This is a genomic window from Hymenobacter sp. IS2118, from assembly GCF_000715495.1.
Classification (GTDB): Bacteria; Bacteroidota; Bacteroidia; order Cytophagales; family Hymenobacteraceae; genus Hymenobacter.
In genome coordinates this window covers 17147-33954 of sequence record NZ_JNLX01000161.1, presented here as the reverse complement: position 1 = coordinate 33954, position 16808 = coordinate 17147, and the positions used below count along the sequence as shown (strand labels likewise).

The window sequence follows — 16808 nt, the reverse complement described above, 5'->3', positions numbered from 1 at the left end:
TGAAGCCGCCCCAGCGGGCATCGTCTATGCGCAGGCCGACGGGGCGATGCTGCTCACCGACGAGGGGTACAAGGAAGCCAAGTTGGGCCGCATTTTTGCCGCGACGGCCTTGCAAACGAGCGTGGTCGAGGAGCGCGGCGGGCACATTGCCGCGTCGATTTTTGTGGGCCATCTGGGGACGGCAGCCGCGTTTGGGGACAAATTTGCGGCGCAACTCGCCCCCTACAAAGACCAGGGGCGCGACCTGGTTTTTATCAGCGACGGGGCCATTTGGCTGCGCCAGTTCATCGAAAAAACCTGTCCCCGGGCCACGCTGATTTTGGACTTCTACCATGCCATGGAACACATTGGCCAGGCCGGCAAGGCGTGTTGGGGGAGCGGAAAAGCGGCTTCCGGCTGGTTTAAAGAACAACGCAAGCTACTGCTGGACAGTAAATTAGACCATGTCTTAGCCCATCTAAAGCAGCTCGCCATCGCCCCGGCCCTGTGCGAATCGGTCTGTGCTTACCTCGAAGCCAACCGCGACCGGATGGATTACAAAGCCTACCGCAAACGCGGCTTGTTGATTGGCTCGGGTGCCATTGAGGCCGCCCACCGCACGGTGATGCAACGCCGCATGAAGCGGGCGGGCCAACGCTGGGGCAAAAACGGCGCCCAACGCGTCTTGACCCTGCGCGTCTGCGCCATGAGTAACCGATGGCAATTGGTGCGACAGCAAATTGAACCCTTCAATCCCGCAAGAGAGGCCTAGCGACAATTTGAATTGCACCCTCGTAGTGTCCTCCAAACGACTTGCGGCATGAGGTGTGGACCAGACGCACGTCCGTCATATTAGCAGGTGGCAGCGCAAACGAGGGCAATGTTAAACCGCTGTTAAGATAGGTTATTGCTCCGATGCCTGATAGACCGGGTCCGTCAAGAATACCGGGCGAAGAGAGCGTTTTTACCGTGCCGGCCGTATTATCGGCCAAACCAGTGCTAGGGTCGTTCAGTAAAATATCGTAGGTATAGACCTCATCTTCTACAAGTGGCTGGCCAGCGGGCACAACAGCTGTCAGCACTATGATATAGAGCTTTGTGCCAAACTGCATGAGGGATGTGGGAGAACTAGCCGCCTTTATTGAGCCATTTAAATACACTTTTAACCTTAGTGGCCCAGGATTGGTCCGCAGAGCAATCCAAACCGAAACTTGCGTTGGCTCCGTGCGGCGCAAAATAGGTCCAGCTAATACTTGGGGAAGTTTGTCAACTTCGTTACCTATGGAAGTGTAAGGCATAAATTTTTTAAGAGAAAAGTACGCTTTCAACCTACACTCAGAGCACCTATGAATGTGAATGTGGTGGTGAGCAGTGCACGTTTTTAGAGCAGAAGAATGGCAACAAATCCAAATTATAACTGGCTTCTCCTGACGTTTTACGCGTGAATCCAGAACCCAAACCGGGCAAACTGCGCGCCGGTCCACCAGACCCGGCCGCCGTACTCGAAGTTGGAGGCCCCGGCCTGGCTCATTAGCGGCACGCTCACTTGCTCTTTCAGGCGCTTGGCGCGGTGCTGGGCCGTTTCGGGCACGACGGCGCAGATGTGGCCAGAGGTGTTCAAATCCCTGCGCTGCCCGCTGATAATACACACCAAGCCCGCGTTGGCCGCCTGCTGCACCTCGCTCAGGTCCACCGAGCGGCGCCAGCCAAACTCCGGCCCAAACTCCTCGAACCAATTATACAAGCTGTTGGCGTTCAACTCCTGCACGGTGGTGCCGTAGGCGGGGCCCACGGCCTGCCCCGCGACCAGTGCCACGAGGGCCTTGCGGGTCCACCACACCCGCGGCAGGTAGGCACCGGCCAGGTGGGCATAGTCGTGGGCGTAGATGTTGCAGTAGGTTTTGCCCCTCCCGGCGGCGTAGCGCGCCGAGCGGCTCACGCCCAGGTAAGTCAGGATGGCGGCGAGCTGTTGGGCCCGGTCGGCGGGCGCGGGGCCGGGGCGGCCGGGTTGGTTGGTTTCGGTCAGGTCGAATACGCGGGGCCCGTCGCCCGACTGGTTACGGCGTATCGGGTTGGGGCTGGGCAGGCGCGCCTCAGGGATGGTGGGCAGCACCGCCGGCGGGGACGGCACGGGCCCGGCTGCCACCTTCTTCAGCAGAAACGCTTTGACGTAGCCTTCCACCGGGGTGCCCTGCAACTCGGCCCGCACCCGCCGCCAGCCGGCCGGCTGCTGGGCCGTGGCTGGCAGCTCTTCTACCCGTTGCCCTTGCTTGAGCTGGGCCAGCACGGTTTTGGGCACCAAGAGCGGCTGGGCGCGCAGGTTGGCTTCGAGGGGGATAATCTGATAGAGCGTAGCCATGACCGGGAGAAAAAAGCACTGTGAACGCGGGAAACTTCCAACTTCGCAACCCCGGCGTGGCCTAGGTAATGGCCGTGCTGGGCTGAACGGCGTCGGTGACCTGGAAGGCTTTAATTAGTTGGCGGCGCACTTCCTGGTAGCCGGCCCAATCAAACGTGTCGACAAAGGCCGCCGCGGCCCGGGCGCCCTCGGCAAACAGGGCCTGCTTGGCCGCGTCGTCCAGGGAAAAGTCCAGCCAGTTGAACCGGCTGGTGTCGGCGTAGCTGACCAGGTGCCGAAAATCCGGGTTGCGGGCGATGAAGTCGTAGTCGTGCCCGTGCCGGGCCGTGGCGAAGATGTGGCCCAGCAGCTGGGTGAATTTCTCCGCCCGGTTGGGCGTGTTGCGGGGCAGGCCCAGTTTGACGCCGAAGGTGGGGCAGGCGGGCACTTTGTAGTGCTGGTGAAACAGGTCGATGGGAAAGTTGGACAGGATGCCGCCGTCGATGAAATACACGGCTTCCGGCACCGGGCCGCAGTAGCCCGTGCTGGCTTCCCATAACGCGCCGCCCGCGGCCCCTGCCCGCGGCAGGTCCCGCACCTGGTGGGGGTGGAAAAAGCCGGGAATGGCCATTGACGCCCGCACGAAGTCGGCCGGGTGCACTTCCTCCGGGGCGTGGTAATACAGGCCGGCCATTTCGGGAAACACCGCCTTGGACTCGGTCGTCACGTCGGCGGCTACCAGGGCCACCCGGATGGGGTGCACCGGGGCGTAGATGGACCCGTCGCGCCGCCGCAGCCCATCGGCCGCGGTCAGGGTGCGGAGCCGGTTTAGGTCACGTACCGTACGGATGCCCCGCTCGTCCAGGAGCCGGCGCAGCCACGCGTGAAACACATCCCCCGAGTTCAGGCCAAAATCCTGCTGGATGTTGTCGAGCACCTGGGCCCCCTTCCAGAGGTAGCGCAGCAGCCGCCCGTTATCGACAAGTACCTGCACGAAGTCGCGCGCATCGTCGTCGCCGTCCACGAAGTCCTGCAAGTTCTGGGCGCTGAGCCGCTCCAGCAGCCAGTCGGTTTTGGTTTCCTGCACGGGGCCGGCCGCGGCCATGAGCAGGGCATTGATGGAGCCGGCCGAGGTACCGCCGAGCTGCAGAAAGCGCACGCCCAGCTGTTCGAGCACGTACACGTACCCTACCAGGGCGATGCCTAACACCCCGCCGCCTTCCATTACCAAATCCACGTACTGGTGGCCTTCCCCATCCACGATGTCGCTGACCTGCCAGCCGCCGCTGGCGGCTGTGTGGCGGGCGACGGCCGCCCGGGCGGCCGTCAGGTGTTCTTGGGCGGCGGCGTAGTAGGCGGAAACGGACATGGGTAGCATGTGAACGTGAGACCGAAAACCGCGGACGTGGGGCAGGTGGATGCTGCGTCACGGGCGGGCAAAAAAGCGGGTAACACCGGGCCAAGTTCCGCGTGTACCGACCAGCAGTCATATCGTCGGCAGGCCTCCACGGGCCCGGCGCTAAGCGGAAAGAACAAACCAAACGGGAAGGGTATCGCCTGGCAACGTTTACTGGAACAATGGTACAACGCGAAAGCTGTTTTCCAAGTATGGCTGCAAAAAAAATATTCTTATTTTATTACTGCACACTCATCTTAAGTACTTCTTTTTCTTGGCTAATCACTAGAAAAGGGCTGTCTGCCATCCTTAGCTCGTCGCCCCATCCTCAGAAGTATTTTCAGGGACGTTCGGCGTAACAACGTCGTAACCGGTGTATTCTTGACAAGAATACGGACCGCACGCAGCTCACAGACAGTCATTGGGTGCCGATTTCACTGCTCTTTTCCGGCTGTGTGGTGGCGGCCAAAGAGAAGCGGGGCGTTGCCGAAGCCGTGCTCTAGGTGGAGCGCACGGACCTGTCCCTGCCCTGGGGCAGTGCTAGCGGGGACGTTCGTTCGCCCGCACTTGGGCCCACGCGCAGGGGTGGACCCAGGTGCGGGCTGCGCTATCGGCCACCAAGTCGTACACAGTCCACGCCAGCGGCAGGTGCCACTCGATTCGCCCACCGTGCGGGCCCCTCAGCACGCCGCCGGGGCCCGTAAAAAAGGGGCCGCAGGCCTTCGGCTGTAGTCGGGGCGGCTTTTCTATCAGGCTGCACGTGGTCAGTGAGGGAGCTGGCGTGCTGGTCTTTGCCCTTACAGCTGACCAAGCAGGCGATGCCCCATAGGTAGCATGCTTTCCTCTCTGCTGGCCCAGCTAGCGCTGGCCGATACGGCCTACGATTCCGCTGCCATCCAGGCCTAAATTAGCCAAACCGGCGCAGTGGCCGTGATTATGCCCCGGCTGGCTCAACCGCCTCGCCCTCTCTCGTGACCGTAACTAGAGCAGCTTGATAGTTGAGAACACGCAATTTCGAGTACTAAAAAGCACAACCACCCAATCACAAGAGTACCCTTTTATACCCCCTCCCCCCTGCTTCTGAAGCGGCTTCAAGACACTCTGGAAACTAGTGGGGGTTTGTGCTTAATCAACTGATTTATTTAGCATTAAGTAATTATTTTGAAGGTTTTGTGCTAGTTAAAACTTCCAAAATACCCCCTTTAGGAATAAACCAATAAGCCCTTGACAGCGACCATGCTGACTCGATGTATTTAAAGAGCGTTTTTCGGTTATCAGCGTCCCAAAACTCTCTTTTTTCTTTCTTTTCTCTCCCGCGCACCAGCTTTCTCTAGCGGGTCTAACAGGACACGTAAACGGGTATTATCTCATCGCCGCGGCAGTTGTCCCCACCCTTTCCACCGACTGACCCGGCAAGGGCTACAATAACACGCTGCCGGTCCTACACCGAGTCGTTTTGGAGCCACTCCAAGGCCAAATTACTCGGTAGCGGAAGCCTTGCTGAGCTAGCCGGAACTAAACTCGAAATCAACTGGCACATCGTTCATCACAATACCAGACTATGCCGTTCTTCAATTTCTGCTTTCAGAACCCATATTCAAACAGTAGTTCAATTCCATCCGGTTTGGTGAGGTAGTTTCACCAAAGCTTTTTTTGCTGGCTGACCCATATGCGCAAGTGTGCTTACGGTGTGAATATAATTACCTTGTTGAGTTATACTGGTCGCGAAGTGTGTTGCGAACGGAGTCGTTGAAATGTGCTAAACTTGCCCCATGCAAGTATCCTTGACTGATAGCGAGCGGCGGGCGTTGCGGCAGTTGCAAAAGCAACGGCGCGATGACGACGGGTACGTGCAGGTCACGGTCGTGCTCATGCTCGACGCGGGCTGGGGCGTGGCCACCGTGGCCGAGACGCTGGGCGTGGACCAGGCCACGGTCTACCGCTACGTGCGGGCCTTTGCTGACCTGGGCCTGGAAAAGTACCTGGACCACGAGCGCCCCGGCTATTGGGGCCTGCTCAGCAGTGCCCAGCTCGGCCGCCTCTGTCAGGAAGTCAACACCACGCTCTACACCGACGTGAAGGCCATCCAGGACGGGGTGGCGCGGACCTGCCGGGTGGCGTATTCGCTTTCCGGCCTGACGGACCTGCTCCACCGCCTGGGCTTCACCTACAAGCTCACCACGCCCGTGCCCTGCCAGGCCGACGCCGGGGCGCAGGCCGATTTTCTCGACGAGTTGGCCGTGCTCGAAGCCCACGTCGAGCGGGGCGAAGCGGTGCTCTACTACGCCGACGCGGCCCACCCGACCCACAACACGCGCTGCACCCGCGCCTGGTGCGCCGTGGGCGAAGAACGGCCCTTGCTTACGGTCAGCGGCCGCGAGCGGGTGAACCTGAACGCGGCCCTCAACGCCTACGAGCCCACCCAGGTGCTGCTCGATGAGACGGATTGCGTCAACGCGCAGAGCACCCGGCGGCTCTACGAGCAGTTGCTGGCGGCCCACCCCGACAAGGCCCGCATTTACGTTGTCTGCGATAACGCCCGCTACTACAAAAACCAAGAACTGCGGGCCTGGCTGGCCGACAAGCCCATTTGCCAGGTGTTTTTGCCCCCCTATTCCCCCAACCTGAACCTGATTGAGCGCTTGTGGAAGTACCTGCGCCAGAAGATTATCAACACGACTTTCTACCGCACCAAAGGCCAGTTCAAAACGGCCGTCCTCAACTTCTTCGACCGACTCCCCGAGTTCGGCCAAGACCTCGCGTCCCTATTAACCCGGAAATTTCATATTCTCGACGCGCAACTCACTTCGTGACGAGTATAAGAAGACTTTTTGCCCACTCCGTTAGGCACCAGGAACCATTACCACAGTTGGCGGAACCTTTATCATACATAAGCGGAACCGCTACCATTCTTGAGCGGAACTCTTACCACAGTTGGCGGAAGTGTTACCATTTTAGAACGGAACCATTATCACTTTATAGCGGAACCTTTATCATAAATAAGCTCACAACTATTTCATCCCCAGCGGCTACAGCGCCCTAGAAGATAGAAGATAGAAGATTAAAGAAAAGAGAAGATAGGGCTTTGCCCATCATTTTTTTTTAATCTTAAAAAAAGACCGCCAACTCGCATTTTTAGGTCAAGGGTTTAAAGAAAAAGAGTCGTCGGGTTCCGCACGAACGAGGCTCCGCAAGCTGGCAGACCGATGTAGGTACATTGAATAGTGCTGGAAAGTATGGGTCATTGTTTGGCATACCTGTAGGAAAGGCCCTTACAAGCACCGGGTAGCGCATGTATGGTAACGGTTCCGCCAACTATGATAAAGGTTCCGGAATATATGGTAACGGTTCCGCCAACTGTGGTAGCGATTCGGCCAGCTATGATGACGGTGGTCCATGTATGGTAAAAGTTCCGCCAACTGTGGTAATGGTTCCGCTCAGAATAGCAGGTAAGGAGTGAGCACATATATGGTAACGGTTCCGCCAACTATGATAAAGGTTCCGGAATATATGGTAACGGTTCCGCTCAGAATAATGGATAAAGAGTCACCCTATGTATGGTAAAGGTTCCGCCAACTATGGTAAGGGCTCGGCTAAAAAGGGCCAATGCCTGTTATGTGTGGTAATTGAATGTTAAATTACCATAGTTGGGGGACTCTTGTTATCTTTACCCTTATTAGCCTGACAACTCTGCCTAATGGATGCTACCCCAGCGCGCAACGACGTAATATTTCAGCACAACAACCTCATTCGCACCAACCTTCACATGGGCGAGCTGGAAGCCCGCATCATGGTCATGGCTCTCCAAGGCATCCATCAGAATGACGAGGGACCGCTGCCGCCCATACGTCTGAAGATTACCGATATATACCCTGATGCCGGGGGCAAGGCCTACCGCTTGGTGGGCGCCGCGTGCAAGGCCCTTTACGAGCATGACCTGCGGCTGGTGCCGGTGGGCTCTAACCCTCAGAACAGTGAGTACCGCACCCGCATCGTTTCTGATATTGGCATCGACGCCGGTACGGGCCTGGTAACCGGCAACTTCGCCCCGAAGATTCGCCCCTACCTCATGGAAATCACCAAGGTGGTTGAAGGCAGCAAGCCCGGCTTTACCTCGGCCGATGTGAAGAAGCTGCTCGTCATCAAGAATGCGAACTCCCAGCGGCTCTACTGGATTCTCAAATCCTATCAGTCGCTGGGTTCCAAAGAAATCGGGCTCGACCAACTCCAAGAGTATCTTTTTGAAGGTAACAGCCCCTACGGGAAATGGGGCGACTTCAACCGCTATGTGCTGGAGGTCGCCGTCAAGCAACTCGGGGCCGAAGAGGTAGGTTTTCCCTTTTCCTACGAAGCCGTTAAAACGGGGAAGAAGGTTACGGCTATCAAGTTTACCCTCCCGCCGCCGGAGCGGTCCCAAAAGTCCGAGCGCCCCAAAACTCGTGTTGGCCAGGGCCTGCCGATGCAGGATGACACTGACTTTGAAGCCTTCCTGGCCCAGTTTGACGACCGCCGTAAACTAACCTATGGCCTGCTGCTTGAGGACGGCATCGACAAATCAATGGCCCAGCGCATTCTACAGCTTGTAGGGCCTGATGACGATGCCCTGAAAAAGGTCGTCGCTGCCCGTAAAGCCGGCAACCTGGCCAAGCAGGCGGGCAAACTTACGTGCCCGCTTCCGGCGTTCATCATAACCGAACTCCAGCGCAGCTTCCCAGGTCTAAAGTCGAAGAAGTAACAGCTGGAAAGCTGCTCTGAGAACGGAAAAGTGCCCTTGGTAATTATTAAAATGGCCTGATAGGAATAGATTATTGCCTTGCATCGGGAACAAGTTAGCCAACTGCAATCGCTGGAACCCACTTCTGCCATTAGCCGCTGGAGTGCCCCCACTGCATACTGCTTTGCTAACGCATTTACTAACGCATTTACTAACGCACAAGACGGCCCCGCGGTGGGCCCGTTTGCTCGCAACGCCCCAATTGTGGACCGGCTCTGCCGCGAGCACGGCAAAATATACTATGCCACGTCGCTTTCGTGTATTCCCTTTTGCGACGAGTTGCCCCCTGACGACGCGGCCGAAACGGATGCCAAGCTATGCCCCGTCTGTCATGGCCACTTGGCATGGCGCGAACAGGCCTACGCAGTTAAGCCTTCCCTCCTCCCCTTTGCAACTGAAGCCGCTCTCGTTCCTGCTTTGCTGCTGACCTCAACAGCCCCTTTCGCCGTCGCCCTCGGCCACCGCGTGCAGTTCATCGCCAACGCCCCAGCGGCCTCTACCTGCAGCGGCCAGCACAAAGAGCGCCATCTCGCCGCGGGCGTTCAACGCATCAACTTCCACCGCCTTGACAACAGCTGCTCGGATTGCTACCGCGAGCACGAACTGCAAGCCGCCTGGGCCCGCTTCCTCCACACTCCACGCTAGTGGCGGCCAGCAGGTCGTGCCAGCACGAGCTTGAACCTAGCCGACACACGCAACGAGATGGCGCCGTCGACCTAGTAGCCCGCCTCCCCCTATCGAATCGTTTGTTAGTCTTGCGTGCGCAAAGCAGCATCAGGATTATAGCTGGGTAAACTGTTTTACATGTTTAATCCGTATTATTCATTTTAATAATCTCTATCAGTCAGCCATTTTTAGGTTGCGCAATTAGCTAGTTGCATCCAAAAACTCATTGATGAGCTACTGGGTCAGTTAGGCTGGAGAAGCCCGTTGCTGTTCAGGTGTGGCCTTTCCTTTTGAGGCAGTGGGGAAAAAAAATTTCCTATTCGGTCGATTGGCAACGCATCAACCAACTGGGCAAGTTGCTCCCTCGGATAATCTCAAAGTCCACCCGCGAATTCGGCAACGGGTTTGAGCAAGCTTCCGGTCAATCGCTTCCGATGAGGCCTAGGTCCACGCGGTACTGGAACGCATCAATACAACCTGCCAGTAAGTCGCTGACTGGGCCGGATGGAATGACCGGTTTGACTACTGTAAATGCCAAGCATACTACTCCGTGCATGGTGCCGATAGCTTACAGCATATAAACCATATCAATAAGTTTAACTGATTTAACCATTTAAAGTGGGTAATCAAGCATGCGTTGCCCGCAAAACATCTCTTCCTAACCAGGCAAAATGGTTTATATTGTTTTAAGTTTTACTTATTGATTTGCAATGAATTGAAATGTTACAATATGCTTAATACAGCTTAAACATTTTAACTGGCTTAAGAATATAAGCCGAGTGTAATGTTTTATATTGTATGCCCATTTTAGACAGTTACTTTTGTTATGCCTTTCTAATCCCTGAAAACTTCATCCTCCGGCATCCCATGAAAAAGAAGAATCCTCCCGTGAAAGAGAAGCAGCCGCCAGTCATCATTGCGGTCGTTGGCCGCAAGGGCGGGGTGGGCAAGACTACCACCAGCCTGAATCTTAGCGGCGAGCTGGCCAGTCGCGGCTATCAGGTGCTATTAGTGGACCTGGACGTGCAGGGCGATGCGACTTCCGCGCTAACTCGGGAGGAGTACCCCACGAGCACGGGACAGGTGCTGCTGGCGGGAAGTGGGCTTTTGGATGCCCTGGTGCAGACGAAGCTGCCGACACTTTGGCTGCTGCCCACGGACGATGACTTGAAGCCCCGTTCCAAGGAGTTGATTACCCACCGGCCCGATGACTTCCGCTTCGCGCTCCGCGACGTGCTCGCGGCCGAAGCCGGCGGCTTTGACTTCGTTATTATCGATTGTCCGCCATCGTTGGAAGACATCACGCTCATCGGTCTGTGCGCCGCGACGCATTACCTGGCCCCGGCACTGCCGAGCTACTTTTCTCTAAAGTCCCTCAACAAGCTCTCTGAGCTGACAACGCTGATTCAGCAGGAGCCGGGCATGAACCCGAACCTGCGTTTTATCGGCCTCTTTTTCACCGATTTCAACCCCCGGGTGCGCAATACGCTGCACGCCGATATTGTGGCGGCCGCCAATCACCTGTTCCCCGGCCAGGTGATGGCCAATGTGCGCACGGATAAGCGGCTGGGGGATGCCCAGCGCGATGCCGTACCAGCCCAGCTCCGTACCCCGGAGTCCAATGCGGTCGCGGATTTTCAGGTCCTGACCGACGAGGTGCTTTCGCGCCTGTAGCCCCCTTTACATTTAACCTGTTTTTCACTGATGGCTTCTTCCTCCGCCCCCCGCGATATCAACGACCTGCTAACCGGTGCTGGTCGCCCACAGCCTCCTCGTCCCCCGCAGGCATCCTCTCAGGTTGCCCCGCCCGCGGCCCCGGTACCAGCGGCCAAGTCGGAAACTGCGCCCACCACCCGTAAGGGAACTTTCATCCTCACGGAAGCCAATGACGATGCGCTGCACCGGCTGAGCTTTTATACACCCGGTCCGAAAGGAGAGAAGTCGTATTTGATTAACAAGGCGCTCGAAGCTTACCTGGCCCAGTTTCCCGATAGTCAGCGGGCAATTCCCGAGGGGGAGGATGTACGGCGGCGTGGCCGCCGCCACCACTAGGTAGCTGTACTGAAACTACTGCGAGTGGTTTCGGGTAGTGGTCAGGCTTTGAAATAGAACTTAGTTATGGTGGCAAACCGACATGGCTACCCATCTAAATGGGAGTGTTGCAAGGCTGCAAAACCGCATTAACCAGTTTGTATGTATTAACCATATAAACTGGTTAATGCCAATTAATTTTACTCGGTGAACAGTTCCCAGGGTGTAAGCAAGTGAGGGGTCCATCTATGCCGAACACAATTGGAACATAGCTTGGAGGTGTGATTCAAAGTAGGTTGGGACTAAATAGTCGAGGACAGAGTGGAAGCGTCCGGTGTTATATATAGGCGAAGTAGTGACTGATTTTCAACCGAGCTTCGGCCAGCCAAGTCGGGGAAGCTGCCGCCATCGGGTAGTTCTGTCTTGAGCCGACTCCAAAACGATTCAGTGTGGGTCGTACCCGGTAGGCGTTGTCGTAACAGTTGCCCAACCGGGTACGACCCCTGCTACGCCGCAGCTTGCGTGTTGCGGCTTTCCGAGCCCAGAAGCAGGGCTCCGGCCTTAAATGCCTTGTCGTATTTGCGTCGTTTATCGAGTGACGCTTCGCTCTTATTGACGGTCATCACAGAAGAAATATGCGTTCTGCTTCTGTCCGGCTAAACGAGACGACCTCACTGGCTGGTACCTTCACATAGGCAGCTTCTCCCTTTTGGCCGGGACCCGGCGTAACCCCGGCCCTTTTCCGGCGCCCTCATGACTTCCTCTCCGATGCGTGCAACCAGTAGTTCCACCCAAGCGAACAAACAAACCCTGCAGGACCACATCTTAACAGTGGTTCAAGGTAAGCGGCTGGCCGGAGTCGCTGTGGCCATGGGCGTGGGTAAGACCCTCATTGGTCTGCGCGATATGGACCGGGTGCTGACCGAGCACCTGTTGCGCAGGTCGGCCACTAAACCGTTTCTGGTAGCCGCTCCGACCCAGGCCATTCTGGATTCCTGGCCCCAGGAAGCCCACAAATTTGGGCTGGGGCACCTGCTTGACTGCATCACGTTCACCACGTACCGCTCGCTGAGCAAAACGCTCAGCAGTGGGCACTACCACAAACTCTATTTAGATGAGTGCCACGCGCTCAAGGACTCCCACGAGCCAGGACTGAAAGCTCATGTGACTAGGAAGAATAGCATTCTGGGCCTGACGGGCACGCCACCCGCGCAACCAGACTCGGAGAAGGGCCGGCTGGTGGCCACCTATTGCCCCATTCTGGTGGACTACACCACCGACGAAGCCGTTTTGGCTGGCCTGCTTAACGACTACCGCCTTGTCGTGCACCGTTTACCCCTGAGTCCCGTGCGCGATTACTTGCTCACGCTCCCCTCAGGCAGCCAGTTCACCACCAGCGAGCGGGATAATTACCAGTACTGGAGCACGCGGCTGGCCAACGCCGCGCAGGACAAACTCCCCGTCGAGACGTTGCGTCTGCTGCGCATGCAGGCCCTGATGCACTACCCCGGCAAGGGGCGCTACATGGCTCACCTGGCCAGTCAGTTCACCGAAAAGGTGCTGCTCTTTACCTGCAATCAGCAGCAGGCCGAACAACAGGCCGCGCACACCTACCACTCTAAAAACAAGGACAGCCAGGCCAACCTGGTCAAATTCAACAACGGAGAAATCCAGCGCCTGGCCTGCGTTGCCCAGCTCTCGGAGGGCGTTAACATCCCCCATTTGCGCATTGGCATTATCTGGCACGCCTTCGGCAACGAGCGCAAGGCCGCCCAGCGCATTGGCCGGCTGCTGCGCCTCAACCCGGACGAAACGGCGACGGTGCACCTGCTCCAGTACCAGGACACGGTAGACGAGCATTGGGTGGCTCAGGCCCTGGCCGCTTTCGACCCCGCCAAAATCAGCTACGTCGAGGTTTGCCGCGAGTCCCTCGGGTATTGATAGATAGTCGAAACCAACGCCTTGCACCAGTCGCTTCGTTAACACCCCGCTTCTGTCTGTGTTCGCTCCCACGTCTGGCCGCGCGCGTGGCCAACCCACCCGATGAGCGCACCCCTTAAATCCAGCTACAAAAAGAAACTGCACCCGAAACTGCCCAACGAATGCGCGTGGTGTGGCGCCACGGAGAACTTCACCATCGGCCACATCAAACCCCGTTGCTGCGATAGGGCTAGCGAGCAGCACAACCTGCAAACCTTATGCGGCCCTTGCAGCCACCGCGAGCAACCGCGCCGTCCCAAGTCCGTTGCAGACCCGTCCATTCGGTCAGAGAGATGGCTTAAGCGCCGGTAGTGATTCCGCAAGCAGGCCAAGAACAAGGCTTGTAATCTGCACTTATCGATGAATGCATCAGATGGGGTGCGAAATGCTTTTGCTCGACTTGGAATGTCAGGTGCTTGCTTTCGGGGAAGCAATACCCAAATAATTCTCTGTTAAGCGATTCGGACCGACTGCCGGACTGTCAACGGACATCACGCGCAGGCAACGGTGGCCAGACGGTGGCCAGCTGCTGCGCCCGTGCCGCACCAAACAGCTCGGTGGCTACCGGCTCGACCGTTGCCCAGGCCGCGGCGGGCCGGGTGATGGCCCGGCGGACAAGCAGCAGGATTTCGCCCCGCGTCAGGGTCGGCACGGCCAGCAGCGGCAGGGCGGCCACGGGTAGGCCGACTTCGAGCCGGGTGGTCAACTCGTTCAAGGCCTCGTCCTCCAGCAGCAGCCCGGGGTGCAGGGCCTGGACAATCGGCACCACGGAGCGTAGGTGAAAGCGGGTGGCGTCCACGATGCGGCGCACGTCCCCGTAGCTCACGGGCACAAAGGGCGAGTTGGTGTAGGTTTGCTCCAACTCTTCCATGGGCCGGCCCTCCAACCAATCGGCCACCATCAGGGCCCGCTTGGCCCGGCGCAGGTAGGCCGTGGCATCCGGCAACGAGCCCTGGTAGAGCTGCACGATATCGGCCCCCACCTTCGCGGCCGCGTGGTAGGGCCAGGCCTTTTCCTTGGTGCCGTTTTTGAACAGCGGCGTGTAGGTGTCGTCCAGCTCCGGCAGGGCCTGCGTGAGGGCTAGCAGGCGGGGCAGCGTCGCGGTGGCGGGGTTCAGCCGCCGCAGCAGGTGCAGCAGGCGCAGGATGGAGTCGAAGGAGAGCGAGGAATTGGCGCACGCAAAGCCCACAATAGTGAGCTGCAGCAGCGGGCCTTCCTGCTCGGCGATGCCGGCCTGCAGCAACTCGTGAATGATGCGCTCAACCTGCGCATCCATCTGCGGCCGCCAGTTGGGGTTGTCGCGGCTGGCCACGTAGCCCCCGTAGGTGTTGGCCAGCAGCGTGGCTACTTCCGTTCGCGGCACGCGGGCAATCTGGGCGAGCAGGCGCAGCACCCAGGTGGCCAGGCTGCCACTGCTAAACGAAGAGCGCAGGTCTTCGGGCTGGCCCAGCACGTAGCGCCGGAAGAGCTGCTGGCGCTCCAGGGGCGTGCTGGCAATGATGAAGGACTGGCCCCGCTCGTTGTAGCCCAGGCGGCCCGCCCGGCCCACCATGTTCTTGTACTCGGCAATGGTGAACGGGCGCTGGTCTTCCCCGGCGAATTCGGCTTCGCCCAGGATGACGGCCGACGCGGGGGTGTTGATGCCGGCCGCGACGGTGGTGGTTGCCCCCAGAACGCGCACGAGCCCCTGCGGGTCCCGGAAGGCCCGCTCCACGGCTTCGCGCTCCTCGCGCGAGAGGTTGCTGTTGTGAAAGGCCGTGCCGCCGCGCAGGTGCTCGCGCAGCCGCACGGACGAAGAGGACGGGTCCTGGGCGGGCAGCGTGGCTAGCACGGCCTCCGCGCTGGGCAGGCCCAGGTCTTTGGCCAGGTAGCCCGCCACCCCTTCGGCCTTGCCCCGCACGTTGCGGAAGACGATAAGCTTGGCGGTGGGCTGCTGGGCAAGCAGGAATTGGGCCAGCGGCACAATCACGTCCTGGCTGCTGGCCGCTTTGCGGCGCTGTACGATGGCGTGGGGCGGCAGCAGCTGCCGGGTGTGGGCCCGCCCGGTGGCGGGGTCCACGTACTCGAACACGCCGGCGCGGTCAATGACGCCTTCTTCGAGCGGGACGGGGCGCTGGGTGTGCACCAGCGCCCGGCAATGCAACCAGTGCTCGAAGCCATTGGTGTTGCCAATCACGGCCGAGAGCGCCACCAGCTGGGGCGTGAGCCCGCGCTCGCGGGCAGTGAGCAGGTAGGTGAGCAGCAGCTCCACGCTGATGCCCCGCCCCGGGTCCGTAATAAACTGCGCCTCATCGATGACCACCACGCCAATTCGGTTGAGCGTGCCCGGCGTTTTGACCATCAGGTTGAGAAACATCTCGTAGGTGAGCAGGGCCAGGTCGTACTTGCCCCGCACGAAGGCGTTGGTCGCGTCCTGGTAGTCGCCCGTGCACCGAATTACCCGGAGCCCGAGTTCGGCACCGTAGAGGGCGGCAAACTGCTCGTACTTCTCGTTGGCCAGGGCCTTGTAGGGCACCAGGAACACGGCCCGCCGCATGCTGAGCGCCGCCTTGACCGCGGCCAGCTCCCCGATAAAGGTCTTGCCGCTGCTGGTGGGGGCGACGACCAGCAGCGACTGCCCGTCCAGTACGCGGTACTCGTTGACGGCGGCCCGCTGCAAGTCGTTCAGGCCGGTAGAGAAGAGCTGTCCCCAGCGCGTGAGAATAGCCGCCGGCAAGCCAAAGCCGGCCAGTTCCCGCAGGTCGGCGGAGACCAGCAAGCCGGTCTGCTCGGGAAAAGCGCGGTAGTAGTGCGCTCCAGCCCGCAGGGGCGGCATGGTGAAGCCGCCTTCAAAATCCCCCACCCATTTGGGCGTTTGAATGGACCCCAGGCGCTGCGCTTCGGCCCGGACCCGGCCGGTAACGTCGGCCAGCAGGCCGGCCACTTCCACCTCGGCAGGGGCCGCCCGCAGGGCCGCAATCAGCGCGGCCGTCAGCAGCCCGTGGCCAGCCGCTTCCCAGGCTTCTTCCTCTACGTTGGCGGCCGCCAGCAGCACGCGGCCGCGGCCGGTAAAGGCGGTCTCCAGCGAGTACGTACCGCCACGCGCCTGGAGCCCGTCTTCAATCACTCGGGCCGGGGCCCCGCCGCTGAAGCAGCAATCCAGCACCAGCAGGATGTGCCGGGCCTTGCTGCGGCGGAAGCGTTCGGCCAGACTCGCCATCGAGATGGTCGTATCAGCCAAGTCCGCCAGATTCGTATCGTGCGCCACGAGCCGGTGGTTGTGGGTGCCGTGCCCGGAAAACGTCAACAGCACCGTGTCGTGCTCACTCGCCGCGTCCAGCGTCTGGGCGAGCAGCGCCTCAATGGCGTCGTAAGTAGCCTCTTCGTCCACCAGCCGGACCGGAGCCGAGCCGGGCAGCGTGTCCTGCCAGAGCGTCCACAATGCCGTAGCATCCCGGTGTGCGCAGCTCAGTTCGGAAATGCCCGGGTCGAGGTGGCGATTGATGCCAATAAAGCCAGCGAGTAATTGTGGGGTGCTCATGGAGATAAAGTCAGCTCAATGGCTAAAAATGGTGTATCCGAATAGCCGGAGCAATTCTGGTGCTGACGCGTTCGAGTCCCAGGTGTCTCAGGTGGTCTTCGGGCAGCCGCCGGGACTATCCGGT

General features: G+C 59.2%; 10 protein-coding genes and 1 pseudogene. 7 read left to right on the top strand and 4 right to left on the bottom strand.

What is annotated here, in order from left to right; all coding sequences use genetic code 11:
* A pseudogene (locus GM79_RS25585) lies at positions 1 to 751 on the top strand (ISLre2 family transposase); the annotation flags it as partial.
* Here GM79_RS25585 and GM79_RS25035 read toward each other — a convergent pair.
* The 3 genes from GM79_RS25035 to GM79_RS16780 form a co-directional block, all read right to left on the bottom strand.
* Positions 729 to 1277 (bottom strand): hypothetical protein, encoded by a 549-nt coding sequence (locus GM79_RS25035; RefSeq protein WP_152560047.1) that lies wholly within the window; start codon positions 1275 to 1277, stop codon positions 729 to 731. The pseudogene GM79_RS25585 and the gene GM79_RS25035 overlap by 23 nt on opposite strands.
* 137 nt (positions 1278 to 1414) lie before the next feature.
* Entirely contained in the window at positions 1415 to 2338 is a 924-nt protein-coding gene (locus GM79_RS16785; protein WP_051718994.1) for a hypothetical protein, read from the bottom strand.
* A 61-nt stretch (positions 2339 to 2399) separates the two neighbouring features.
* Positions 2400 to 3686 carry a patatin-like phospholipase family protein gene (locus tag GM79_RS16780; protein ID WP_035566159.1) on the bottom strand — a complete coding sequence of 429 codons (1287 nt, stop codon included), beginning with the start codon at positions 3684 to 3686 and terminating at the stop codon, positions 2400 to 2402.
* Between the two features lie 1799 nt (positions 3687 to 5485).
* Between GM79_RS16780 and GM79_RS16775 the strand changes: the two genes are divergently transcribed.
* The 6 genes from GM79_RS16775 (at position 5486) to GM79_RS16750 (ending at position 13125) form a co-directional block, all read left to right on the top strand.
* On the top strand, positions 5486 to 6526 hold the full coding sequence (locus GM79_RS16775) for an IS630 family transposase (protein WP_035566156.1): 1041 nt from the start codon (positions 5486 to 5488) through the stop codon (positions 6524 to 6526).
* A gap of 884 nt (positions 6527 to 7410) precedes the next feature.
* Positions 7411 to 8448 (top strand): replication initiation protein, encoded by a 1038-nt coding sequence (locus GM79_RS16770; protein WP_035566154.1) that lies wholly within the window; start codon positions 7411 to 7413, stop codon positions 8446 to 8448.
* 213 nt (positions 8449 to 8661) lie between these two features.
* A complete protein-coding gene (locus tag GM79_RS16765; RefSeq protein WP_152560046.1) occupies positions 8662 to 9132 on the top strand; it encodes a hypothetical protein in 471 nt (156 codons plus the stop codon).
* Positions 9133 to 10020: 888 nt separating this feature from the next.
* The gene (locus GM79_RS16760) at positions 10021 to 10827 is read left to right on the top strand and encodes a ParA family protein (RefSeq protein WP_051718993.1); all 807 of its coding nucleotides are present in this window, start codon (positions 10021 to 10023) and stop codon (positions 10825 to 10827) included.
* A 30-nt stretch (positions 10828 to 10857) separates the two neighbouring features.
* Positions 10858 to 11205, top strand: coding sequence for a hypothetical protein (locus tag GM79_RS16755; RefSeq protein ID WP_035566150.1), 348 nt, complete (start codon positions 10858 to 10860; stop codon positions 11203 to 11205).
* A 732-nt stretch (positions 11206 to 11937) separates the two neighbouring features.
* The gene (locus tag GM79_RS16750; RefSeq protein WP_081867830.1) at positions 11938 to 13125 is read left to right on the top strand and encodes a DEAD/DEAH box helicase; all 1188 of its coding nucleotides are present in this window, start codon (positions 11938 to 11940) and stop codon (positions 13123 to 13125) included.
* 520 nt (positions 13126 to 13645) lie between these two features.
* Here the strand turns inward: GM79_RS16750 and GM79_RS16745 are convergent.
* Positions 13646 to 16684, bottom strand: coding sequence for a DEAD/DEAH box helicase (locus tag GM79_RS16745; RefSeq protein WP_035566146.1), 3039 nt, complete (start codon positions 16682 to 16684; stop codon positions 13646 to 13648).
* Positions 16685 to 16808: the final 124 nt, after the last annotated feature.

Bases quoted from the DNA above. Each gene is read 5' to 3' on its own strand.
- GM79_RS25035 (WP_152560047.1), bottom strand. From the start codon at position 1,277: ATGCCTTACACTTCCATAGGTAACGAAGTTGACAAACTTCCCCAAGTA.
- GM79_RS16785 (WP_051718994.1), bottom strand. From the start codon at position 2,338: ATGGCTACGCTCTATCAGATTATCCCCCTCGAAGCCAACCTGCGCGCC.
- GM79_RS16780 (WP_035566159.1), bottom strand. From the start codon at position 3,686: ATGTCCGTTTCCGCCTACTACGCCGCCGCCCAAGAACACCTGACGGCC.
- GM79_RS16775 (WP_035566156.1), top strand. From the start codon at position 5,486: ATGCAAGTATCCTTGACTGATAGCGAGCGGCGGGCGTTGCGGCAGTTG.
- GM79_RS16770 (WP_035566154.1), top strand. From the start codon at position 7,411: ATGGATGCTACCCCAGCGCGCAACGACGTAATATTTCAGCACAACAAC.
- GM79_RS16760 (WP_051718993.1), top strand. From the start codon at position 10,021: ATGAAAAAGAAGAATCCTCCCGTGAAAGAGAAGCAGCCGCCAGTCATC.
- GM79_RS16755 (WP_035566150.1), top strand. From the start codon at position 10,858: ATGGCTTCTTCCTCCGCCCCCCGCGATATCAACGACCTGCTAACCGGT.
- GM79_RS16750 (WP_081867830.1), top strand. From the start codon at position 11,938: ATGACTTCCTCTCCGATGCGTGCAACCAGTAGTTCCACCCAAGCGAAC.
- GM79_RS16745 (WP_035566146.1), bottom strand. From the start codon at position 16,684: ATGAGCACCCCACAATTACTCGCTGGCTTTATTGGCATCAATCGCCAC.